This is a genomic window from Bacillus sp. PK3-037 (assembly GCF_054161355.1).
Genome location: NZ_CP096408.1, coordinates 412,005 through 435,478, shown reverse-complemented (window position 1 = coordinate 435,478; position 23,474 = coordinate 412,005). Strand labels below are relative to the sequence as shown.

The window sequence follows — 23,474 nt, the reverse complement described above, 5'->3', positions numbered from 1 at the left end:
GGTTATATACAAGAGCCGGGACCGCCTGAAAATGATAAGCCGCAGCTCCCTTGTTCAGCGTATAAATCAGAAATGTCTTCACGGTGGCTGCTCGGAATCACAAATCGGTCATCGTATTTGGCGATCGCAAGCAGCCGATACATGTCTTCAATTTGCTGTTCTGTTAAGCCGACACTGGAGATCAGTGCCGGGTCGATGGATTTATTCGTCTGGATCGCTCTCATATACTGGCGCATGACAGACATTTTCTTTAATGTCGACCGAATATGATTTGTATCACCGGCCGTTAATAGCTGTGCCAAATAGTCAATCGGAATCCTCATTTGGTCGATAGCCGGGAAAATATCTTCCGGCGTTTGCCGGCTGCCTTTTCCTTCAAAGAGATTCATAATCGGGCTGAGCGGCGGAATGTACCAAACCATCGGCAGTGTGCGGTACTCAGGATGAAGCGGCAGCGCAATCTTCCAATCAATGATCATTTTATAGATTGGCGATCGCTGCGCGGCCTCTATCCATTCAGCCGGGATGCCTTGTTCTTTTGCTAGTTTGGCAACTTCAGGATCATTCGGATCAAGAAAAACGTCTAATTGGGAATGGTAGAGATCCTTTTCATTTTCAACGGAGGCCGCTTCCTCCACTTTGTCCGCGTCGTACAGCATGACGCCGAGATAGCGGATTCTGCCCACACACGTTTCGGAGCAGATGGTCGGCAGTCCCGCCTCCAAACGCGGAAAGCAGAGTGTGCATTTTTCCGCTTTGTTCGTTTGCCAATTAAAATAAACTTTTTTATACGGACAGGAGGAAACGCAATACCTCCATGAACGGCACGCGTTTTGATCCACAAGCACAATGCCGTCTTCCTCGCGTTTGTACATGGCGCCGGACGGGCAGGAGGAAACGCACGCCGGATTGATGCAGTGCTCGCAGATACGCGGAAGATACATCATAAAGACTTCATCGAATTCTGTTTTGATAGACTCCTCCATCTTTTGAACGTTCGGATCTTCAAGTCCCGTAATATGTCCGCCCGCCAGATCATCCTCCCAGTTCGGACCCCATTCGATATTCATGAAATCTCCTGTCAGCGACGATTTTGGCCTCGCTACGGGCTGATGTTTTTTCTGCGGACTGTTAGTCAGTGTTTCATAATCATAGTTCCAAGGCTCGTAGTAATCATCAATGGTTGGCTGATTCGGATTATAGAAAAGATTTGCAAGACGGTTGGTTTTCGGGCCTGATTTCAGCTCGAGCTTTCCTTTTTTTAAGGTCCAGCCGCCTTTATATTTGTCCTGATCCTCCCATTGCTTCGGATAGCCGATACCTGGTTTTGTTTCTACATTATTGAAATACATATATTCGGCACCGGAACGGTTTGTCCATGTGTTTTTGCAGGTCACGCTGCACGTGTGGCAGCCGATGCATTTATCCAAGTTCATGACCATACCGATTTGCGCTTTAATCTTCAAGCCAATCGACCTCCTTCAGCTTGCGGATGACGACATTCAGGTCGCGCTGATTCCCTGTTGGACCGTAATAATTAAAGCCGTAGCTGAGCTGGGCATAGCCCCCGATCATCTGCGTCGGCTTGACGTGTATCCTTGTCGGGCTGTTATGGGTGCCTCCGCGGTTATTTGTCAGTTTCGTGCCGGGCACATTGATGTGGCGATCCTGGGCATGGTGCATAAACGCCATTCCTTTAGGAATCCGGTGAGACAAAACCGCTCTCGCGACGACAACACCGTTTCGGTTAAAGCATTCAATCCAATCGTTATCTTTTATATCCGTGTCCTCTGCATCATCTTTATTCATCCACACCGTCGGCCCGCCGCGGAACAACGTCAGCATTGGCAGGGAATCAAAATACATGCTGTGGACAGACCATTTATTATGCGGCGTTAAATAATTGAGAACGATTTCTTTGCCCTCTTGATCAGGCCGTTTGCTTAAGAAAGGGCGATGCTGGAGGATCGGTTTAAAGGTCGCCATCGTTTCCCCGAACTCCATCATTAGCTCATGATCGACATAATAGGATTGTCTGCCTGTCAGCGTACGCCAAGGGATTAATTTTTCCACATTTGTCGTAAACGGCGAATACCTGCGCCCGCCTTTTTCCGAGCCTGTAAATGCCGGAGACGTGATGACCGTTTTGGGCTGAGCCGTGATTTGTTCGAACGTAAAGCATTCTTCCTCCCGCTCTTCAGCCAGATCTTTCAGCTTCAGATTCGTGATGTCTTCAAGCGATTCCCATGCTTTTACGGCAACTTTTCCATTCGACGTGGACGAGAGGGTTAAAACGGCTTCTGCCGCCTGCTTGGCCTCGCTTATATTCGGACATCCCTTTGCGACACTGTCTGAGGTGACTTCTCCCAGCCTTTTTTTGAGTGATTCGTATTCATCGGCAATCGACCAGCTCATGCCTTTTGTTCCGCTTGGTTTTAAGGCGGCGTTTGGGCCGAGCGCAGTCATTTTATGAAAGATTTGCTTGTAGTCCCTTTCAACAACTTGAATGTTCGGCATCGTTTTCCCCGGGACGGCTTCGCATTCGCCTTTGCTCCAGTCCTTAATTTTTCCGAGAGGCTGGGCCATTTCCTGCATGGTGTCATGAAGGAGCGGTGCGGCGACAGCTTCTTTTACCGGCTTCATATCAACTTCGTCCGCGAGATCGGAGACGGCTTTTGATAAAGCCTTGAAAATATCCCAGTCCGACTTCGATTCCCAAGGAGCCGAAATAGCCGGGGCAAAGGGGTGGATAAACGGATGCATATCAGTGCTGCTGAGATCGTGTTTTTCATACCATGTCGCCGCTGGAAGCACGATATCGGAATACAAGGCGGTACCGGCCATTCGAAAATCGAGATTGATTAACAAATCGAGCTTTCCTTCCGGTGCCTGCTCGCGCCACTTGATTTCTTCAGGACGGATGCTGTCGCTGTCGTCATTCATCAAGCCGTTCGTCGTTCCCAAGAGATGCTTGAGAAAATATTCATGCCCTTTTCCCGAACTGGAGATCAGATTCGCTCTCCACACGAACAGGTTTCTCGGAAAATTCGCTTCATTGTCAGGATCTTCAATGGAAAATTTCAGTTTTTTCTCTTGAAGCTGGCGGGCCACATAGTCAGCAACGTCTTTTGTTGTCTTCGCCCCCGCTTTTTCAGCTTCTTTGTACAGATCAATTCCGTTTTTATCAAATGTCGGATAAGACGGAAGCCACCCGAGTCTTGCCGCCAGCACATTGTAGTCGGCGTGATGCTTGTAGCGGGAGGATGCCGCGATCGGAGATGCTAAGTCACTGACCGGCTGATCCTCGTAGCGCCACTGGTCAGTCGCAAAATAGAAAAAGGAAGTGCCGTTTTGCAGCTTTGGCGCCCCCTCCCAATCCTTAGCGTTGGCGATCGTCTGCCAGCCTTCAGCAGGGCGGAGTTTTTCCTGTCCCACATAATGAGCCCAGCCTCCGCCATTAACACCTTGGGCGCCTACCAATAACACAAGATTTAACACAGCGCGGTATATCGTATCGGAATTGAACCAGTGATTAATGCCCGCTCCTACAATAATCATCGAACGGCCCTCTGTATCGATCGCATTTTGGGCAAATTCCCTGGCAATGTTAATGACCATCTCTTTTTTGATCCCTGTCACCTGCTCCTGCCAGGCTGGCGTAAACGGCTCAGGATCGTCATACGAGCAGGCTGATTTTGCCCCGATCCCCCGATTCACGCCGTAGTTAGCCAAAATCAAGTCAAATACGGTTGTGACATAGACATCTTCATTGTCCAGGACCAGTTTTTTAATAGGCAGGTCTCGCTCAAGCACTCTGTTTCCCTCATTTGAGAAATAAGGGATTCGAACCGTGCCGATTTCGTCCTCTATGCCGAGCACCGAAAGCCGGGGTTCAATCGATTCGCCTGTTTCTTCATCTATCATGTGCAGGTTCCATTTCTTTTGGGCGTCCCAGCGGGAGCCCATTGTTCCTTGCGGGATCGCGAATGCGCTTGTACGTTCATTCCACACCGCAGGCTTCCACTGATCATGCCCCGTCTGCCGCCCGATGTCCTTCGCGTGAAGAAAACGCCCGGCCGTATACACGCCATCCTCTTTAGTTAGAGTGACAAAGAATGGGAAATCCGTATATTGCTTTGCGTACTCTATGAAACGCTCTGTCTTCTGATTAACGTAAAACTCCTGCAGGATCACATGCCCCATCGCCATCGCAAGCGCGCCGTCTGTTCCTTGGCGGATGCTCAGCCAGTCATCCGAAAATTTAGAGGATTCCGCGAAATCGGGGCTGATTGAGATGACCTTAGCGCCTTTGTAGCGGGCTTCTGCCAAAAAATGCGCATCCGGCGTCCTCGTTAACGGCACATTGGAGCCCCATGTGATGATATAGCCTGAGTTGTACCAATCACTGCTTTCCGGGACGTCTGTCTGGTCGCCCCAGATTTGCGGCGATGCCGGGGGAAGATCCGCATACCAATCATAGAAACTGAGCATAGGGCCGCCAATCAAAGACATAAACCGCGAGCCTGACGCATGGCTGATCATGGACATAGCCGGAATCGGAGAAAACCCGATATTCCGGTCAGGGCCGTATGTTATAACCGTATACAGCAGAGAAGCAGAAATCAGCTTCAGCACCTCCGGCCATTCAGCGCGCACAAAGCCGCCCTTTCCCCGCGCCTGTTTATAGGACTTCGCTTTATCCGGATTTTCAACGATCGATTTCCATGCTTCCAAAGGATTTTGATGAGCCTGCAATGCTTCCCGCCACAAATTGATCAGGACACCGCGCACGTATGGGTATTTCACACGCAGCGGGCTGTAGATATACCATGAAAAACTGGCCCCTCGCGGACAGCCTCTCGGTTCGAAATCAGGCATATCCGGTCCGGTTGATGGGTAATTCAAGTTTTGTCCTTCCCACGTGACGATGCCGTTTTTCACGTATATATTCCAGCTGCAGGACCCTGTGCAGTTGACACCATGGGTGGAGCGGACGACCTTATCGTACTGCCATCTGTTTCTGTATACATTCTCCCAATCACGATCTTCATAGGTTGTTTGGCTATGTTTATTTGATTGATGCTCAATAGGAGAGAAATAGTTTAATCTCCTAAACAACGGACTCATTTTCTTTTTTTTCATGAATATTTCACTCCTTCCGAGTCAGGTATTCTAAGTTCACTATATACAGAGGCAGGATGTTTCCTTGTGAACTATGTCACACACTCCCCTTTTTTCACAGAAAGTTCACATGAGGAAGAAGGAATTGAAATATCGAACAAAAAACCCGGTTCCTTTTAGGAATCGGGCTCAGCGTTTTCGTCCTGAGATCTATGCATATATCGCAAAAACAGCTCATAAGAGAAAAAGACATTTTGCTGGAGCATCACCAGAAAATTCATTTGCAGCTGCGGATAATAGGACATGATTTTCTTTAATATGTAAAAAGGGATATTGAGCATAAGAATGTCTTCGGATGTTCGGACTGAAATGAATGGAGATAAGAACATCCCGCCTTTTTCATCAATCGGAAACACATCGCCTTTTTCCCACAGCGCCACGGTTTGCGACCCTTCAGGCAGCCTGCTGTCAATAAAACGAATACTGCCTTTTAATACAATATAAATGGATTGAGAATGGAGAAAAGATGGATCCTGATCACATGAACCGCGGATAAACGTCCCGTTATTCAACAATGTTTCGACAATGGATAGAGGCACTTCATTAAACATAGGAAGTTGTTTCAAAAAAAATAAATAGTCACACTGATTCATAGGGAAGCCTCCTGTGCTAAGGATAGCTTTAGTGTAGCCCGGCCGATCCATGACAGCAGTGATGTATTTCACAGATGATATGATGAATGTCACTTATTGGCGGTATTTTTGCTTTTATAATGAAACAAGAAAGGAGTGTTTCGATGAAGGCGCTTATTCCGAAGCAGCACGGCGCTTGGGCCATGCTGCTGATTCCGTTTTGCCTCGGTATGGTGAAGGGAGGAGCGGTTCTTTGGCATATCCCCCTATTTTTAGGCTGGCTTTTTCTTTATTTGGCTGTTTATCCTATTACGCTGGCATTAAAAAAGAAACAAATCAAACCCTATCAAAAGTGGATATTTTCTTACAGTTTTCCAGCCTGCAGCTTTTTGCTTGCCGCCGTCATCCATAAGCCGTCTTTTATCTGGCTTGCCTTTTCTTTGCTGCCGCTGTTTCTCATTCATGTGTATTATGCCCGGCAAAAAAATGAACGAGCGCTGCTGAATGATTTTGCGGGCGTCTTATTCTTTTGTACAGGCGGACTCGCCAGCTGCTGGCTGGGGACGGAGACTCTTGACGGCTGGGCATGGTTTATTTTCGCACAATCTGCTTTGTTTTTTATCGGAAGTTCATTTTATGTGAAGTCGGTGATCCGGGAGAAGAATAATAGAGTATTTGCTTACTGGTCGTGGGGCTATCACCTGATCCTCCCCTTACTTTCCGCAGCTCTCGGAGGTGGATGGGCCGTTCTCGCCTTTATCCCCAGCAGTTTGCGTGCATGGTTTTTTCATGGAAAGAAGTGGCCTGTTCAAACGATCGGCATTCTTGAAATCGTCAATGCGAGCTTCTTTTTCGCCATCATGTGTATTTGGCTAACAAGATAAAAACAAGGACATATTGCTGTCCTTGTTTCCTCTTAATCAATATTGCAAATCTCTAACGGGCAATTTTCGCACTCAATCTCACACCGTAAATAGTCCCGCTGATGCAGTACAATCTTTCCGGAATCCTCTATTGAAATAACCCCTTGTTTGCGGAGATCACTCAGCATGCGGTTGACGCTCTCTCTTGCAGCCGCGCAAAATTTCGCCAAATCCTGGTTTGTCAGGGCAATGTTAATGAGAATGCCGTCACTCCGGTTCACCCCATAGCTGTTTGACAAGCGTATGAGGGTGGAGTAGAGCGCCCCTTTTTTGCCATGAAGAAGAAGGTCTCTGATTTTGGATTGAATTTTGCGCAAATGGGTGCTCATCCATTTCATAAATTCAAATGTCAAAGCACCGTTGTGGATAAGTTCCTTTTCAAGTCTGCTTTTATTGATGACGAGCACTTCGCCATCCTCCAGCACTTTTGCACTGAGCATATATCTCGGTTCTTCTGTGAAAAGTGTTAATTCACCGACAATATCATTTTTTTGGCAGATTCTAAGCGTCAGGTCTTTGCCGTCAGACGTCAGCTTCCCGATTTCAATGAGTCCTGACTGAATCAGATAAAGCTCTTCTGCATCCATTCCTTCTCGAAACAGGTATGTGTGTTTTTCGATTTTTCTTTTTGTGCTGATGGATTCCAGCAATTGATGAAGATCACTGGAAATAAGATCCTTATCAGATGTTCGAACAGAGAGAAAGTTCATGAGCTCACCTCGAAGAAAAGTCACGTTGTGTATCTATTGTAACGTGAAATCATTTGCGCTTTTCAGAAAAAACTTACAATCTCGTGAATTCCCCATCGCCGGCGGCCCGTCAGTTTACGCTGTGCCCGCTTCTCTCTGTGTGTGTTTTCATTCTTTCCTGCCAATACATCCATATGACAATGACAAAGCTTGCTAACGCTACTTCCGAAAGCGCCATAAATCCGATGGCGTATTGTCCCGTCGCCTGAAATACACTCGCCAGGATCAGCGGAGGGAAAAAGCCGCCTAATCCGCCCATGGCAGACACAACTCCGTTGGCGATTCCCGCCTGCTTAGAAAAATAGAAAGGAACCAGTTTAAAAACCGTCCCGTTTCCAATCCCGGAGCACACCGCAACCGTTAACGCCCCAAAGGCGTAAATGCCGATCGTCGGCGAAAACGACAGGATGACGCCCGATAATGTCAGGCCTGCAAAGACAAACATCAGGATGCGGAGCGGACTCACTTTATCAGCCAGCCACCCGCCCGCCGGCCTGAGCAGCGTGGATACAGCAATAAAACCTGCCGTCCGCAGCCCGGCATCCGCAGGACTTAGATCAAACTGCTCAACAAGAAAGTTTGGCAGATAGATTGTAAAAGCGACAAAGGCGCCAAACGTAATAAAATAAAAGAGACTCAGAAACCACAGCACATGATTTCGGTAAACGGCTTTGATCTGAGTCTTTACGGACACCTTCACTTTCTTCTCATGCCGGTCACCGAAGAAAAAGTGCAGCAAAGCAAATAAAGCCAGCAGAACCATATACATTTGCACCGTACTTTTCCACCCCGCCGCTTGAGCAATCACGGGAGCTGCAAATGTAGTGATCGCGGTTCCGATATTCCCGGCACCGTAAATACCGTTTACAACGCCATGTTTTTCTTTAGGATAGTACTTCGGAAGAGATGTAACCCCAATGGAAAAAACGGCTCCCCCAATCCCTAAGAAAAAACCGCCCGCGATTAAATCAAACAGGGAATCTGCCATACTGATCCAAAATACAGGGAATAAAAGCAATATAAAGCTAATCATAAAAATGATCCGCGCGCCAAACCTGTTGGTCAAATACCCCAGCGGAATGCGGAGAAGCGATCCTAATATAACGGGTATGGCCGTTACCAGGGAGATTTCGCCTTTGCTCAAATGAATATCTAATGTGATTTGGGAAATAAGTGACGAAATCAGCACCCAAACCATAAACCCTGCCACCAAGCTTAATGACTGCAGCGATAATTGAAAGTGTTGACGGTTAATCATTCGGCTTGCCCCTTTCACTGATTCAATAATCAGCCTTATCATACAAAAACTCGGCAAACAGGATTGTGAAATACATCACACGTTTTCCTCATAAAAAAAAAGGACAAAGCCCGAAGACTTTGTCCTTACATCATCATTACATTTTTTCCGGAGCCGATACGCCAATCAGCTGAAGCGCGTTGTTCAGCGTGATTTGTGTTGCTTTCATTAAAGCTAAGCGCGCACGGCTTTTCTCTTCGTTTTCAGGGTCGATGACTTTCTCCGCATTATAGAAGCTGTGCAGAGCTGAAGCCAAGTCATAAATATAATTCGTCACACGGTGAGGAATTCGTTTTTCCGCCGCTTCCGCCACTGCCTCTGGGAAACCGCCGATTGTTTTCAGCAGGTCATATTCTTTTTCTGATTGAATAGGGCTGAAATCAAGATCTGCCGCCGGCTTAAGTCCTTGCTCTTCCCCTTGGCGAAGCATGCTGCAAATGCGGGCATGTGCGTATTGCGCATAATACACAGGGTTTTCGTTAGATGTTGATACCGCAAGATCTAAGTCAAAATCCATATGCGTATCAGCACTGCGCATCGCGAAGAAATAACGCACGGCATCAAGGCCGACTTCGTCAATCAGGTCGCGCATCGTTACCGCTTTCCCCGTCCGTTTGCTCATTTTCATTTTCTCGCCGTTTTTGTAAAGGTGCACGAGCTGAATGATTTCTACTTCCAACGTTCCTTTTTCATAGCCAAGCGCTTCGATTGCCGCTTTCATACGCGGGATGTAGCCGTGGTGGTCGGCGCCCCATACGTTGACCAGCTTATCAAAGCCGCGGTCAAGCTTGTCCTTATGGTAGGCGATATCAGGAAGCAGGTATGTGTATGTGCCGTCCTTTTTGATCAGTACGCGGTCTTTGTCATCTCCGAACGTTGTGGAACGGAACCAGGTCGCACCGTCTTCCTCATAGACATGGCCTTTCTCACGCAGCGCGTCCAGCGCCTTATCGATTTTTCCGTTTTGGTACAGTGATGTTTCAGAATACCACACGTCAAACGGCACGCGGAAGTTTTCCAAGTCTACGCGAAGCTTCTCCAGCTCGTATTTCAAACCGTACTCACGGAAAAATGCGAGGCGTTCGCTTTCTTCTTCGTTCACGAAACGGTCGCCGTATTCCTCAGCGAGACGCTTTCCGATTGAAATGATATCCTCGCCGCGGTAGCCGTCCTCCGGCATCGGTTTTTCCAGTCCAAGCGCTTCAAAGTAACGGACTTCCACAGAAAGCGCCAGGTTGTTAATCTGGTTTCCGGCATCGTTAATGTAGTATTCGCGGCTCACATCGTAACCCGCTTTTGCAAGCACATTGCACAAGGAATCGCCGACAGCCGCACCGCGCGCGTGGCCTAAGTGAAGGTCCCCCGTCGGATTTGCAGATACGAATTCCACTTGAACGCGTTCGCCGTTTCCGATGTTTGTTTCTCCATACGCGTCTCCCGCTTCCAATACAGACGGGATCAGCTTCGTTAAATATTGATTGTTCATATAGAAATTGATAAAACCAGGACCGGCGATATCAAGCTTTTCAATAGAAGCCTTTCCTTTATCAAAAGAAGCGACAATCTCCTCAGCGATTTGGCGCGGCGCTTTTTTCGCGATTCTCGCGAGCTGCATCGCCATATTTGTTGAATAATCGCCGTGTGTTTTATCCTTCGGTGTTTCTAAAATGACATTTGGAATCTGACTTTCTTCAGCCAGTCCCGCTTTCAGAACGGCTGCTTTGATTTCTTCTTTCAGCACGTCCTTCATCTGTTCCGCAATGTTCATGCGTGAGTTCCTCCCTCATACGTGATCGTCATATTATGTAAATGCTGCTGCTCGTCTCCGACATGCATATCATATGCGATACTGATACGGCCTTGTTCCTCGCCGAAATCAGATTGAATCGATTTTGTGCTCGTTTTCAGCTCAAGCTCACCAAATGACATTTTATATTTGGCGATTGTGGAAGCTCCCGTTACGAAACGCTGGTTCATTTTGACAGCGCCTGATCTCATGACAAGCACTTCGCCTTCGCTTACTTTTACAATCGTTTTCACTTTGCCTAAGTCGTGTTCTTCATAATAAGATAGATACACTTTATTCTGTTTCACATAGTAAAATCCGGTGGTGCGGAATTCGATCACTTCTTCGTTTCCGTCATCCTCGATCACAGATTTCACATGGATTGTTATCGGTGTCTCTTGCTTCATTCTGACACGTCCTTTTCATCTTTCCACTTTGACTTGAATAGTATAATCATTCGGTTTGTAAACTTCAACTGCTTCTATCTTACCATCATTGCTCATCAGATTTGAAGATAAACCTCAGAAAAAGCAATTCCTTTATAGAAGAGAAAATCATACCACTGATTACCTTTAGGAAATATTACATTTTTCCGAATTCTATCGTTTGTAATTCACATTTTCTTCAAAATATATGTATTGAAATGGTAATTTGATAGTTTTAATATAAAAGTACATCAAAGATCTGCTAGAAAAACAAAAAAAGGGAGGATTCAATTATGAAAAAAGCTGTCATTGTAGAAAACAAAGGTTGTGCAACATGCTCGATCGGAGCCGCTTGTCTAGTGGACGGTCCTATCCCTGATTTTGAAATTGCCGGTGCAACAGGTCTATTCGGTCTATGGGGGTAAGGATCTCCCAAAAGGGCATAGTCATTCTACTATGCCCTTTTTAAGTAAATTACAATTTTTAACTAAAATCTACCTCTTGGATATACATACACAACCGTTTTTCATTTGAATCATATGTATAGGGGATGGTATTTTGTTTATAGAGCAGATGTTTCCATTTATTAATGAAAGTGTAAGAGTCCACCAGTTGCCTGAGGGCGGTGTGCTGGAAATTGACTACTTGCGTGATAACGTCTCGATCTCTGATTTTGAATACTTAGATCTCAACAAAACGGCTTACGAGCTTTGTATGCTGATGGACGGTCAAAGAACGGCTGAACAGATTTTAGAAGAGCAATGCGCAAAGTATGATGAGTCGCCGGAAGACCATAAGGACTGGTACTATGACATGCTCAGCATGCTTTTGAACAAGCAGGTCATTCAGCTTGAAAACCGGCCCCGCTTTCACAAAATCGCCACCAGCGGAAGCAATGAATTTCCGATGCCGCTGCATGCCACCTTTGAGCTGACGCACCGCTGCAATTTAAAGTGCGCCCACTGCTATTTAGAAAGCTCGCCGGAAGCGCTCGGCACCGTATCCATTGATCAATTTAAGAAAACGGCTGATATGCTGTATGATAACGGCGTTTTAACGTGCGAAATCACAGGCGGCGAAATTTTCGTCCATCCAAACGCCAATGAGATTCTTGAATATGTGTTAAAGAAATTCAAAAAAGTCGCCGTCTTAACCAACGGAACGCTGATGCGAAAAGAAAGCCTGGAGATGTTAAAAGCCTATAAGCAAAAAATCATCGTCGGCATATCACTGGATAGCGTACAGTCCGAAGTGCATGATTCATTTAGAGGGAGAAAAGGCTCTTTTGCCCAAACCTGTAAAACGATAAAATTGTTGAGTGATCATGGTATTTTTGTCAGAGTCGCCATGTCGGTTTTCGAAAAAAACATGTGGGAAATCCACGATATGGCCCAAAAGGTGCGCGATCTCGGTGCCAAAGCGTTCTCTTACAATTGGGTTGATGATTTCGGAAGAGGCAGAGATATTGTCCATCCGACGAAAGATGCCGAACAGCACCGCAAATTTATGGAGTACGAGCAAAATGTCATTGATGAATTTAAAGATTTGATCCCGATCATTCCGTATGAAAGAAAACGTGCGGCGAATTGCGGCGCCGGCTGGAAATCAATTGTGATCAGCCCGTTCGGAGAAGTACGCCCGTGCGCACTCTTCCCGAAGGAATTTTCATTGGGAAATATATTTCATGATTCATATGAAAGCATCTTTGACTCCCCTCTTGTCCATAAATTGTGGAAAGCGCAGGCGCCGCGGTTCAGCGAGCATTGCATGAAAGACAAATGCCCGTTCAGCGGCTATTGCGGAGGCTGTTACTTAAAAGGGCTGAACTCCAACAAATACCACAGAAAAAACATCTGCTCCTGGGCGAAAAATGAACAATTAGAAGATGTGGTCCAGCTTATTTAGGAGGGAAACAATTTGTCACCAGCACAAAGAAAAATGTTACTGTATATCCTTTCATTTATTTTTGTCATCGGCGCGGTCGTCTACTTCGTAAAAAGCGATTATGTGTTTACGCTGATTTCTATCGCCATCGCCATTATTTTCGGTATGCGCGCGAGGAAGACTGACTCGCGATGAGCATTTTGGATATACACGATGTATCCGTGTGGTATGAGCAAGACAACGTCATCTTAGAAAACGTAGATTTACATTTAGAAAAAGGCGCCGTTTACGGACTGCTTGGGGTAAACGGCGCCGGAAAAACAACGCTGATCAATACGCTGACAGGGGTAAACCGCAATTTCAGCGGACACTTTACGCTGTGCGGCATTGAAGCGGACGCCGGCATGCCGCAGAAAACATCAGATGAGCTGAAGATCCGCCGCTACTTTGCTGCCGATTATCCGCTTCTATTTACAGAAATTACGGCGAAGGACTATGTTTCTTTCGTTCATTCTTTGTATCAGAAAGATTTCTCAGAGCAGCAATTTAACAGTTTGGCAGAGGAATTTCACTTTTCCCAATACACAAACCGGAGAATTTCCGAGCTGTCCCTTGGCAACAGGCAAAAGGTTGTGTTGATGACCGGGCTATTGCTCGGGGCTCCCCTGTTTATTTTGGATGAGCCGCTTGTCGGCTTGGATGTGGAGTCAATAGAGGTCTTTTATCAGAAAATGCAGGAGTATTGCAAGGCAGGCGGAACGATTTTGTTTTCTTCCCATTTGCTCGATGTGGTGCAGAGATTTTGTGATTATGCGGCCATCCTTCATCACAAACAGATCCGTAAGGTCATTCCGATTGGAGAGGAGACTGATCTTCGGCGTGAATTTTTTGAGGTGATCGGCCATGAATAACCTGTTTCCGATTCTGTCATTGCTGTTCAAACAGCTTTACGGCCGCCAAGGAAAAAAAGACGCCATTCGCATCACCGCAGGGCTTGCCGTTCTGGCCTTGTTTGAAATCGGGCTGATCCGCCAGGCAGGCCTTGATGAATCAACCTTAGGAAAAACATACATTACGCTCGCGCTTCTGTTTATGAATGCGTACATGGTGTTTCTCTCTGTTACATCCCAATGGAAGGAATCTTACATGAAGCTGAGCTGTCTATTGCCGATCTCTTCCCGGAGCTTCTGGCTCGCTCAGAGTGCGGTTTTGTTTGTTGATACTTGCTTGAGAAGGACGCTCTTCTTTTTCATATTACCGCTGTTCTTATTCGGAAACGGAACGCTGTCAGGAGCACAAACCCTGTATTGGCTCGGCAGATTTTCGTTTTTTACTGTCTATTCGATTATTTTCGGCGTTTTGTTAAGCAATCTTCTCGTCAAAAAAAGGAGAACGGCACTCCTGCTGCATGCGGCGGCATTCACCTGCGTGTGCTTCAGTGCGGCTTTGATGCCTGCCGTAACGATCCCGCTATGTGCGATTCATATGCTCTGGGCTATTGTGATTGACTTCCCTTCATTTTTGCAGGCGCCTCAGCAGCAGAGCAAAATGCATTCTTTTATGCGGACATCAGAATTTTCGTTTTATAAAAGAGAATGGAACCGATTTATTTCCTCCAAAGCGATGCTGTTAAATTATATTGTGATGGGGGCATTCAGCGGCTTCTTTTCGTTTCAGATGATGAACACCGGCATTGCCGATCAGCATGTCGTCTATATCGTGATTAGCGCTCTCCTGCTGATCTGCTCACCGATTGCTTTATTGTATTCTCTTGAAAAAAATGACCGTATGCTGCTGATCACGCTTCCGATTAAACGCGGAACGATGCTTTGGGCGAAATATCGCTTTTATTCCGGTTTATTGGCCGGCGGGTTTATTTTGATTGCCATGATAATGGGCTTGATCAGCGGCCGGCCGATTTCACTTTTGACTTTTTTGCAGTGTATGGAATTGCTGCTGGCAGGGGCTTATATTCGGTTAATTTCAGATGAAAAAAAGCCGTCCTTCAGCTGGCAGACGGAGCAGCAGCTCTGGAGCGGTTTCTCTAAATACCGTTCCTATGTATTTTGTATTCCTCTTTTTTTAGCTACTTTAACAGGCACTGTTATTTCTTTGGCAGTCATTCCGATTGCCGGGCTGATCATTGTCTATTTACTGCAAAAACAGGATGGTGGTTTCTTTGATACAAACGGAAAAAGAGAACGGCTTGGAAGTTAACCTGCTGACGACTGATCAATTTTCAACCATCTCGATCGCCGCGAGCTTTCTGAAACCGATCGAAAGCGCGGCGGAACCTGAAGAAGAAACGATCTATTTTTATGGCGCGGCCGCACACCAGAAGCAAAACATCATCAACACTTTCGGCTATGCCGCCGGCCGCCGCTTCATGTATTCAGCAAATCTCTTTTTTGACCGGCAGCTGAAAACGTACGGGACCCGCATGATTCATCCGTTATATGCTGAGGGGTTTCATACAGATGCCGTTCTGAACACCTTTGTTGACATGTCCTCCTTTCCGGCTTCTCTTTCTGACAGCGCAGCGGAAAAGGCAAAAGCCGAACTGCTGCTGAAAATGGAAAAGACATTCGCTGACCCGTTCTCCTATTCAGCAGCCCGTCTGGCGGAGGAAGCCTTTGGAAACCAGATGTACGGCACTGCCATGTTTGGCCGAAAAGACAAGCTTATGGCTGTGCATCCCAAACGTTTTCTGGATGCGTCGGAATTTATCGCTGATTTATTTTCTCAGCAGAAACAGCTGAACATATTAGGAAACATACAGTCATGTGATGTTCAGGGACATGCCCCACAGGCCTCCGCCGTGTCTGCTGTAAGAAAACCCGTGAATCAGGATATTTTCGAAACAGAGACACGCAGCACAGCAGGTCCGTCCGTTATGACACTTGGCTTTGACTGCGGGGACATGAAAGATGTCCGCGATTATTTAGCCATCCAGCTGATAGACGGATTGCTCGGCAAATACGGACATTCCGCTTTATTTCGGCATTTTCGCGAAAAAGATCTGGCCGTTTATCATGTGATCACCCGCTATGACATCATGAGCAATATGCTGCTTGTTTCCGTATGCACCGACCAGCTTCATGAAAACGAGATTCCTCCAAGAGTTTTGGAAGCTGTATCGCGTTTCCACGCGGATGAACCGGAATTAAAAAAGGCACAACAATTTTTAATCAATGAAATCCTGCTGCAATTTGATTCTCCTGAAGGACTCTTAGCCTATATGGGAATCCTGCGCCGTTTCTCTTGCAAAAAAGAAGACTTGCTGGACAGCATCTCAGCGGTCACGTGCCGCGATTTGCTGCAATTCATCAAAAATCTTACATATATCGGAGCTCATGTAGTAAGGGGATGAGAGATATGGAAAAGGAAGCCTTTTTTCAACAGCTGGATGAACGAACCGATATCAGATACACAGACAAGGGAATGAAAATATTCAGGTTACAATTTCCCCGCGCCCACTTAAGATTGTGCAATGTCAAAACCGGCTTTGGAAGCCGGGATGTCCGCTTACAGTCAGAAACCGGCGGCCGGATGCTGCCATATGGCACAGCGCACTTTTTAGAACATCTCCTCTTTTGGCATAACGGCCGGAACCTGTATAGTGATTTTTTTGAACACGGCGCGTTGTTGAATGCGTTCACCGCTTACACTGATACAAATTTCATGTTTACCTCATTGCCGGATCGGCTCAGACAAACTATTCCAATCCTGCTTGACGCTTTATGGAACCACTCGTTTGACGAGCAGATCATTGCTCAGGAAAAAGCCGTGATTACAAGCGAAATAGAAACGGCGCTTCTCAACCACCAGCTTCATTACCATTATCAGCTGATCCAGATGCTGTCTCCTGCCTCACCAGCCGCAGTCTTCCCCGCAGGCAGAAAAAAAGACATTGAGGCTCTGACGATCTGTGATCTGCAGGAAGCCTATGCTGCCGCCTACCAGCCCCATCGGATGACGCTGTTTCTGATTGGCGGCCCAGAAGATGCGGAAACTCTTTTGCCTTCTCAGCTCAGGCTGGAAAAGCGCTCTGGCAGCCGCTCTGACAGAAAGATCGTCCCTGCGTGCCCTCTCCTCTCATCAAAAGAGGTAAAGGGTGATCTGGAGCGGTCGGAAGACAATTGGACCGGAATACAAATCGGGGCGCTCCCAGGAGAAAACGAACTTTTGACCTTGAAGCTGTACTGGGACATTGCCTCTCGCATCCTGTTTCACATGGATTCGCCGTTTTTTCAAGAGATCCGGCAAACGTACCGCTTGAATATCCAAAGCCTGTCAGCGGATGTTCACTTATCAGAGGATGGCGGCTTTTTGATCCTTCACAGTAAAGGGGCGCATTCTTCCGCATACATCGATGTGGCATCTTACTATATCACGCAGCAGAAAAACCGTACCGAAGCCTGGCTTGAGTACGGCAAGGATTCTTTAGTCAACGCGATCATCTATGACAGTGATTACGCGCGTAAATGCTTTGAATGGGCGGCAGAGTGTGAACAGTACGATTGCTCGTTTCTCGGCCTTTACCGTACCATTCAGCAGATGAATTCTCATGATTTCTTGGCTCTCATTGAAGCAATGGTTTCTTCTAACAAAGCAGTCATTCATGTACCCCAGAAAGAAGTGATGAGACAATGAAAAAAAGCACTGTCTTTACTTTATTATTGCTGCTTGCGGCCATGGCGGCTTATTCCTTTGGCTGGTTTCACTCAGGTGCCGAAGCCGCAGGCCAATATGTACAGCTGATCAAAAATGACGCTGCCCGCCTTGGGCTGTTGGCTTGTGCAGCTTCCATACTGATGCTGCCCGCCTTTCTCTATCTTCACTACGTGACACAATCTGTCAAAAACATGACAGCAGCTTTTCAGAAACTCACACTGTCTCATCAAAGCTGCTGTGACTTTCAGCATCGCAAGCTGTGCAGCCGTTATGCCGACGATGTAAAATTGCTGCGCGACAGCTATAAGGGCATTCGCCAATCATATGTGATGGCTGCTGTATTGTATCAGGTCATCGTTTTCGGCTGCATGTTTGAAATCGTCAAGGCCGTTCCCTTCAGCTTTCATACGTCCCCTGCCGTTACAATGGGGCTTGCGGTGTTACTGATTTTGTATTTATTGTTTTATATGCGAACGTACTTGCTGCAGCTTTTTCAGCATGGAAACCTGTTCCGAAAAGTGCTTGTGGGAGTGCTGACAGGAGCCGGGATTTGGTGGATGCTCAGTTTTACTATAAGTGAACTGCTGTTTCTGATCATCTTAGCTGCCATCCAGCAGATCGGATCTTTTATTTATAAACGATTCTCTTATCGCAGTTCCGCTTCTCTCGATCTGTGAAATAAGCTACATCGCAATCGCGGACGGACCGGCGCCAACCGGAATGACCGTCACGGCTGAATCATCACTCTTGCGGTACACGGTCACTGCATTGTCGCCGGGCTTTGTCGGATGTTACTGTAAGGTCATAGGAAGAGACACGTTTGCGATGATCCTTTGTGCGGCAGTATGAACGACATATACATTGTTAATGAGAAACGGTTCACTATAAGACTCTGGAAATAAGCCCTAGTACTATCCAGGAAAATACAATTGTCCTCAAAGTTTCAAATAGACGGTCAAAGCCACCTCCCCTGCTCAAGGGTGACAAACTGATCTCTGTTACACCCTTCGGCACAGTTCACCATTCATCACGTCTATACTCAATGTTACCGCAGCGACTGCCTCCGCAGGATCAACGACAAACCCCTCCGGCACTTCAATGGACACTTGAAATAGCGCTTCACGGCTGGCATCTTCATCACAAAAGCAGAAACAATTTTCCTGTAAAACAGAAAAATCATTCTTTTTTCTGATTTCACATCCCTTTTAGAAATGCATAGTTGGTTAAATCGTAATGTCACTCGGTGAAACGCCAAGCGATATGACAGTTTTCACAGAATAATCATCCGTGTTGTAAACAGTGATGCTTTGCTCTATAAAATTTGTTGCATACAGAAATTCGCCATTCGGGGTAAACGCAAGGTCTCTTGCCAATTGCGGAAGATTTCCTATTACGCCTGCACCACTTGGACTGACGGAATATAGATTGTGAGTGAAATCATCAAACAAATACACCCCTGATCCGCTCTTGAACATTGCATATTCACCTTCATACTCCAGCTCTTGGGTGCTGCTGATCGTAAATGTATTTAAATCAATCACCGTCAAATAATTGAAAAAGAATTCTTGTTCTAATACATAAAGGTAACGTTCCGGCCAACCCGTTTCTAGGGCATTTACGATAAGATCCCGCTCAATGATTCCTGTCACTTCACCTGTGTTTAAGTCCAATCTTTGCACTGAACCGAAACCAAGCAGATACGCGAACAATCCATTTGGATCAATTGCAACATCAAAGCCTTCAAAAGGAATAGACCTTTCAACAGTTAAGGTTTCAATTCCTATCACATCTATGGCACCACCGGCGACAACATAAAAAAATTCGTGTCCAGGTATAAAAGATATGGATTCCGGCGGCTGATCCAGCAAAATAGAAGCTGTAACACTCAATGTGTCTTGATTGATGACAGAAATGACACGATCATAATAATGCAAAACAAACACAGAGGTGTTATCTGGCGCCTTTTCTATCCTTGTAGGTTGGTATGGAAGAGAAATCGTCGTCACAACAGTATGAGTGTTGGTATCAATTACAGAAACCGACTGATCATCTGGATTCGCTGTGAACGCATAAACGGGTTCGGGCTCCGGCGCGGGTACAAGCACAATCGTTCCCGTCACCGATAAAGGACTGCCGTAAAACGGCGGAACGACAACAAGGTTCTCGATCGTAATGTCACTGACATCCGGGCAATCATCCGGTTCATCAGAATAATAGACAACTTGATCGATCTCCACATTGTGAATGACAGAAATAGCCCCTTCCCCTTGTCCATATTGGTTTCGCACAGGTGAGACACTGACAAGAAGCGTGACGGTTCCCTGCAGGCGGACTGCAAATTGAACACCGATTTCATCAGGCTCAGGCCCCGTCTCAATTAAGCAACGTTCACTGACACAAGAAAGGCTGTCTGCATTCCACGCAACGTTTGCAACAGCTTCAGCCGGATCAACAACAAATCCCTCGGGCACTTCTATCGGCGCTTGAAACATGGCTTCACGGCTGGTTTCTTCCTCACAAAAACATAAACAATCTTGTGCGGCTCCTGCATTTTCTTTAAAGGAAAGCTTGTTTTTCCTCATTTCATCACTCCCTTTTCAGACATACACTGCTCACGCAGATACAACAGAATATGGAAGGTGAATGTGTTTGCTTGTACAAACAGCCGGGGGCAAAAGCTGTTTTTGAAGAAATTCCGGTCATCATGCGGTGTAACGAAAGAAAAAATTGCGGTTTTTTTGCGCTTATGACCTGAATGAAAAATGATAAAATATGACATATATAGAATGATGAAGGGAGGGATTTTCAAACGTGACAAGTGTCATATCTTCTTCTTCCGTTGGAGAAAAGATTAATGAATGGTATATGTACATACGCCGATTCAGCATACCGGATGCGGAATATTTACGAAGAGAAATCAAACAAGAGCTGGATCAAATGGAAGAAGACCAGGATCTTCATTTGTATTATTCACTGATGGAATTCCGGCACAATCTGATGCTTGAGTATCTTGAACCGTTGGAAAACATGCGGATAGAGGAACAGCCGCGACTGTCCGATTTGCTGCTTGAGATTGATAAAAAACAGGCTCGTTTAACCGGACTGCTTGAATACTACTTTAATTTCTTCAGAGGTATGTACGAACTGGATCGCCGGGAATATATATTAGCCATTCAATTTTTTAAAAAAGCAGAGAGCAAACTGACTTTTGTGACAGATAAAATTGATAAAGCTGAGTTCTTTTTCAAAATGTCAGAAGTTTATTACTATATGAAGCAAACTTATGTGTCCATGGACTATGCACGTCAAGCCTTTGAAATATACAATGAACAAACTACATATGATATCAGAATGATTCAATGCCAATCCCTGTTTGGAGCTAACTTTTTGGATCTGAAACAGTATGATAAAGCAATTGCCCATTTCCAAAAAGCTTATACACTCGCTGAGGCGGCACAGCAGCCGCAGCTAATGGGAAGAACGCTTTATAATATTGCACTTTGCAAGCAAAACCAACACAGTCTTGAATCAGCGATAGAGTATGTAAAAAAATCTATTCATGTATTTGAAGAATCGAAAATGCTTCCTTCACTGCCACAAGCTTTTTTCCTAATTACACAAATTTATTTTAAATTAGGCAAGATTGATAACGCTTGTGAATATCATAAAAAAGGAAGAGAATATTCAATAGATGCCGGAGACACCGTGTACTTAACGGAGTTTGAATTTTTGGAATCTTTATACTTATCTGGACCTGATGAAGAAGCAATAGAAAAATGTTTTGTTTTCCTTGAAAGTAAAATGATGTATGCTGATATTGAAGACTTTGCACTCGATGTTGCTAAGTATTATCATCAGCAGGAAAATTACAAAAAAGCATCTACTTATTTTTTAAAGGTTGAAGAAGCAAGACAGCACATTCAAGGGGGGGTGAATTTATATGAAATGGAAGTATAAATTATTACTCGCTTGTTTAGCTGTGAGTGCTGTATTTGTCACAGTAGAAGTATCAAATTCATCTACAGAACATTTTGATGTTGCACAACGCGCTATGATCTAAGACCGCCTTTATCGGCGGTTTTTTTCGTCCCCTCTTTCCACCTTGAATAAGATGTTTGCAAAGCATGGGAACAAAAAACATCCAGACAAGAGTCTGGATGTTTCTCTTATTTCACAAACCCAAGCAGCATTTCACGAATGATTTTGCTGGCTGTGTTTGCCGTTTGCTCTGAGTGGTCGTAAATCGGAGCTACTTCTACTAAATCAGCGCCCTTTACGTTTACTTCTGAGCGCGCGATTTCATGCACGGATGCAAGCAGTTCTTTAGACGTGATGCCGCCGGCGTCAACCGTTCCTGTACCCGGTGCGTGTGCAGGGTCTAATACGTCAATGTCGATTGTGACATATACCGGACGGCCCGCTAGCTTCGGAAGAACCTCTTTCAGCGGCTCAAGCACTTCAAACTTAGAGATGTGCATGCCGTTTTCCTTTGCCCATTCAAACTCTTCTTTCATACCGGAACGGATTCCGAATGAATACACATTTTCCGGGCCGATTAATTCCGCCGCTTTACGGATCGGCGTTGAGTGAGAAAGCGGTTCTCCCTCATAGTCGACGCGAAGATCCGTATGTGCGTCAAAATGAATAATCGCCAGGTCAGGAAATTTCTTGTACATCGCTTTCATGACAGGCCATGACACGAGATGCTCCCCGCCCATACCCATCGGGAATTTTCCTTTTTCTAAAATGCTGTCCACGTACTCTTCAATCATATCCAGGCTTCGCTGCGGATTTCCGAACGGCAGCGGAATGTCGCCGGCGTCAAAGAAGTTCAAGTCAGCCAGATCGCGGTCTAAATATGGGCTGTATTCCTCAAGGCCGATTGACACCTCACGGATTCTGCTTGGACCAAAGCGTGAGCCCGGGCGATAGCTGACTGTCCAGTCCATCGGCATGCCGTAAAGGATGGCGTCCGCCTCTTCCCACTCTGGACGGCTCGCGATAAATACTTTTCCTGAATAAGCTTCATCAAATCTCATCTATAAAACCCTCGCTTTCCTTTAAAAAAGCGCAAGATTCGCTCCTGCGCCATACATTCATTATTTAATCAGGTCACTCACAAATTTCGGCAGAACAAACGCCGCTTTATGAATATCTTTTGTGTAATATTTCGTGTCAATATCAAAGAAACGGCTGTCTTCCACTGCAAGCGGATCATATGTTTTCGAACCGATTGTAAATGTCCACAAACCGCTTGGGTATGTCGGAATGTTCGCCGTATACAGCTTCGTAATCGGGAAGATTTCCTTTACGTCACGCTGTACATTTGTAATTAATTCCGGTGTGAACCATGGGTTGTCCGTCTGAGCGACAAAAATGCCGTCTTCTTTCAGCGCCTTCGCGATTCCGGCATAGAACCCTTTTGTAAACAGGTTTACCGCAGGCCCGACTGGTTCAGTTGAATCTACCATAATGACGTCGTATTGATTTTCAGATTTCGCAATGTGCATAAATCCGTCATCCACCTGCACGTCAACACGCGGATCGTCAAGTTTTCCCGCGATAGAAGGAAGAAACTTTTTAGAGTATTCGATGACCTTGCCGTCAATATCAACAAGTGTCGCTTTTTTCACGCTCGGGTGCTTCAGAATTTCTCTGATGACGCCGCCGTCACCGCCGCCGACTACAAGCACATGCTCCGGATTCGGGTGCGTAAACAATGGCACATGCGCCACCATTTCGTGATAAACGAATTCATCTTTTTCAGATGTCATCACCATGCCGTCCAAAAACAGCATGTTGCCGAACTCTTCTGTTTCAACCATTTCTAAATGCTGAAACTCCGTTTGTTCTGTATGTAATGTTTTATTAACCTTCAATGTAATGCCAAAGTTTTTCGTCTGCTTCTCTGTGTACCAAAGTTCGCTCAATTGTCATCTCCCTTTCAAGGCTGTATTCATTTATTGTAAGCGTCTTTTCTGCT

Annotated in this window: 22 protein-coding genes and 2 pseudogenes; 12 read left to right on the top strand and 12 right to left on the bottom strand. The window is 45.9% G+C overall.

From position 1 onward, the window contains the following. Positions 1 to 2: 2 nt before the first annotated feature. The 3 genes from narH to M1D69_RS02255 all read right to left on the bottom strand — a co-directional run bounded on the left by narH (position 3) and on the right by M1D69_RS02255 (position 5,774). Positions 3 to 1,466: a nitrate reductase subunit beta gene (gene narH, locus M1D69_RS02265; protein WP_458104700.1), complete on the bottom strand. Its 1,464-nt coding sequence runs from the start codon at positions 1,464 to 1,466 to the stop codon at positions 3 to 5. After that, on the bottom strand, positions 1,456 to 5,142 hold the full coding sequence (locus tag M1D69_RS02260) for a nitrate reductase subunit alpha (protein WP_458104701.1): 3,687 nt from the start codon (positions 5,140 to 5,142) through the stop codon (positions 1,456 to 1,458). Before M1D69_RS02260 ends, narH begins: the two co-directional genes overlap by 11 nt. Before the next feature lie 155 nt (positions 5,143 to 5,297). After that, complete coding sequence (locus M1D69_RS02255) at positions 5,298 to 5,774, bottom strand: Crp/Fnr family transcriptional regulator (protein ID WP_458104702.1); 477 nt, start codon at positions 5,772 to 5,774, stop codon at positions 5,298 to 5,300. Between the two features lie 143 nt (positions 5,775 to 5,917). Here M1D69_RS02255 and M1D69_RS02250 point away from each other — a divergent pair, with 143 nt between their 5' ends. Next, on the top strand, positions 5,918 to 6,637 hold the full coding sequence (locus tag M1D69_RS02250; protein ID WP_458104703.1) for a YwiC-like family protein: 720 nt from the start codon (positions 5,918 to 5,920) through the stop codon (positions 6,635 to 6,637). 32 nt (positions 6,638 to 6,669) lie between these two features. Here the strand turns inward: M1D69_RS02250 and M1D69_RS02245 are convergent, their stop codons facing one another. From M1D69_RS02245 to M1D69_RS02230, 4 genes are all read right to left on the bottom strand, one after another. Then, the gene (locus tag M1D69_RS02245) at positions 6,670 to 7,386 is read right to left on the bottom strand and encodes a Crp/Fnr family transcriptional regulator (RefSeq protein ID WP_458104704.1); all 717 of its coding nucleotides are present in this window, start codon (positions 7,384 to 7,386) and stop codon (positions 6,670 to 6,672) included. A 109-nt stretch (positions 7,387 to 7,495) separates the two neighbouring features. Beyond that, positions 7,496 to 8,683, bottom strand: coding sequence for a nitrate/nitrite transporter (locus M1D69_RS02240; protein ID WP_069486785.1), 1,188 nt, complete (start codon positions 8,681 to 8,683; stop codon positions 7,496 to 7,498). A 136-nt stretch (positions 8,684 to 8,819) separates the two neighbouring features. Beyond that, the gene (gene argS / locus M1D69_RS02235) at positions 8,820 to 10,490 is read right to left on the bottom strand and encodes an arginine--tRNA ligase (RefSeq protein ID WP_059353713.1); all 1,671 of its coding nucleotides are present in this window, start codon (positions 10,488 to 10,490) and stop codon (positions 8,820 to 8,822) included. Further along, positions 10,487 to 10,915: a DUF1934 domain-containing protein gene (locus M1D69_RS02230; protein WP_458104705.1), complete on the bottom strand. Its 429-nt coding sequence runs from the start codon at positions 10,913 to 10,915 to the stop codon at positions 10,487 to 10,489. Before M1D69_RS02230 ends, argS begins: the two co-directional genes overlap by 4 nt. A 311-nt stretch (positions 10,916 to 11,226) precedes the next feature. On the opposite strand from M1D69_RS02230, the gene sboA reads away from it, so the two are divergent. The 9 genes from sboA to M1D69_RS02185 are packed head-to-tail and all read left to right on the top strand — an operon-like array spanning position 11,227 to position 18,168. After that, positions 11,227 to 11,358 (top strand): subtilosin A, encoded by a 132-nt coding sequence (gene sboA / locus M1D69_RS02225; RefSeq protein ID WP_003222002.1) that lies wholly within the window; start codon positions 11,227 to 11,229, stop codon positions 11,356 to 11,358. Beyond that, entirely contained in the window at positions 11,315 to 11,467 is a 153-nt protein-coding gene (gene sboX, locus M1D69_RS02220; RefSeq protein WP_010886632.1) for a bacteriocin-like protein SboX, read from the top strand. Before sboA ends, sboX begins: the two co-directional genes overlap by 44 nt. Before the next feature lie 24 nt (positions 11,468 to 11,491). Beyond that, entirely contained in the window at positions 11,492 to 12,838 is a 1,347-nt protein-coding gene (albA, locus tag M1D69_RS02215) for a subtilosin maturase AlbA (protein WP_105954404.1), read from the top strand. Positions 12,839 to 12,850: 12 nt separating this feature from the next. Next, positions 12,851 to 13,012 (top strand): antilisterial bacteriocin subtilosin biosynthesis protein AlbB, encoded by a 162-nt coding sequence (gene albB, locus M1D69_RS02210; RefSeq protein ID WP_458104706.1) that lies wholly within the window; start codon positions 12,851 to 12,853, stop codon positions 13,010 to 13,012. Then, the gene (locus M1D69_RS02205; protein WP_024123214.1) at positions 13,009 to 13,728 is read left to right on the top strand and encodes an ATP-binding cassette domain-containing protein; all 720 of its coding nucleotides are present in this window, start codon (positions 13,009 to 13,011) and stop codon (positions 13,726 to 13,728) included. The genes albB and M1D69_RS02205 overlap by 4 nt, the downstream gene beginning before the upstream one ends. Beyond that, entirely contained in the window at positions 13,721 to 15,034 is a 1,314-nt protein-coding gene (locus M1D69_RS02200) for a bacteriocin biosynthesis protein AlbD (protein ID WP_458104707.1), read from the top strand. Before M1D69_RS02205 ends, M1D69_RS02200 begins: the two co-directional genes overlap by 8 nt. After that, positions 15,024 to 16,187: an insulinase family protein gene (locus M1D69_RS02195; RefSeq protein ID WP_458106222.1), complete on the top strand. Its 1,164-nt coding sequence runs from the start codon at positions 15,024 to 15,026 to the stop codon at positions 16,185 to 16,187. The genes M1D69_RS02200 and M1D69_RS02195 overlap by 11 nt, the downstream gene beginning before the upstream one ends. Before the next feature lie 5 nt (positions 16,188 to 16,192). Continuing rightward, the gene (locus M1D69_RS02190; RefSeq protein ID WP_458104708.1) at positions 16,193 to 17,470 is read left to right on the top strand and encodes a M16 family metallopeptidase; all 1,278 of its coding nucleotides are present in this window, start codon (positions 16,193 to 16,195) and stop codon (positions 17,468 to 17,470) included. After that, a complete protein-coding gene (locus M1D69_RS02185; RefSeq protein WP_458104709.1) occupies positions 17,467 to 18,168 on the top strand; it encodes a bacteriocin biosynthesis protein AlbG in 702 nt (233 codons plus the stop codon). Before M1D69_RS02190 ends, M1D69_RS02185 begins: the two co-directional genes overlap by 4 nt. 6 nt (positions 18,169 to 18,174) lie before the next feature. On the opposite strand, the pseudogene M1D69_RS02180 reads toward M1D69_RS02185, so the two are convergent. The 3 genes and pseudogenes from M1D69_RS02180 to M1D69_RS02170 form a co-directional block, all read right to left on the bottom strand. Then, positions 18,175 to 18,522, bottom strand: a pseudogene (locus M1D69_RS02180) (YncE family protein); the annotation flags it as partial. After that, a pseudogene (locus M1D69_RS02175) lies at positions 18,523 to 18,684 on the bottom strand (YncE family protein); the annotation flags it as partial. Positions 18,685 to 18,714: 30 nt separating this feature from the next. Continuing rightward, a complete protein-coding gene (locus M1D69_RS02170) occupies positions 18,715 to 20,073 on the bottom strand; it encodes a YncE family protein (protein ID WP_458104710.1) in 1,359 nt (452 codons plus the stop codon). A 229-nt stretch (positions 20,074 to 20,302) separates the two neighbouring features. Here M1D69_RS02170 and M1D69_RS02165 point away from each other — a divergent pair, with 229 nt between their 5' ends. Continuing rightward, the gene (locus M1D69_RS02165; protein WP_458104712.1) at positions 20,303 to 21,448 is read left to right on the top strand and encodes a response regulator aspartate phosphatase; all 1,146 of its coding nucleotides are present in this window, start codon (positions 20,303 to 20,305) and stop codon (positions 21,446 to 21,448) included. After that, positions 21,432 to 21,551 (top strand): PhrC/PhrF family phosphatase-inhibitory pheromone, encoded by a 120-nt coding sequence (locus M1D69_RS02160; RefSeq protein WP_024123223.1) that lies wholly within the window; start codon positions 21,432 to 21,434, stop codon positions 21,549 to 21,551. Before M1D69_RS02165 ends, M1D69_RS02160 begins: the two co-directional genes overlap by 17 nt. Before the next feature lie 106 nt (positions 21,552 to 21,657). Here the strand turns inward: M1D69_RS02160 and speB are convergent, their stop codons facing one another. Together speB and speE are read right to left on the bottom strand one after the other, a co-directional pair. Further along, positions 21,658 to 22,530 (bottom strand): agmatinase, encoded by an 873-nt coding sequence (gene speB, locus M1D69_RS02155; RefSeq protein ID WP_458104713.1) that lies wholly within the window; start codon positions 22,528 to 22,530, stop codon positions 21,658 to 21,660. 60 nt (positions 22,531 to 22,590) lie between these two features. After that, entirely contained in the window at positions 22,591 to 23,421 is an 831-nt protein-coding gene (gene speE / locus M1D69_RS02150) for a spermidine synthase (protein ID WP_059335162.1), read from the bottom strand. Positions 23,422 to 23,474 lie beyond the last annotated feature (53 nt).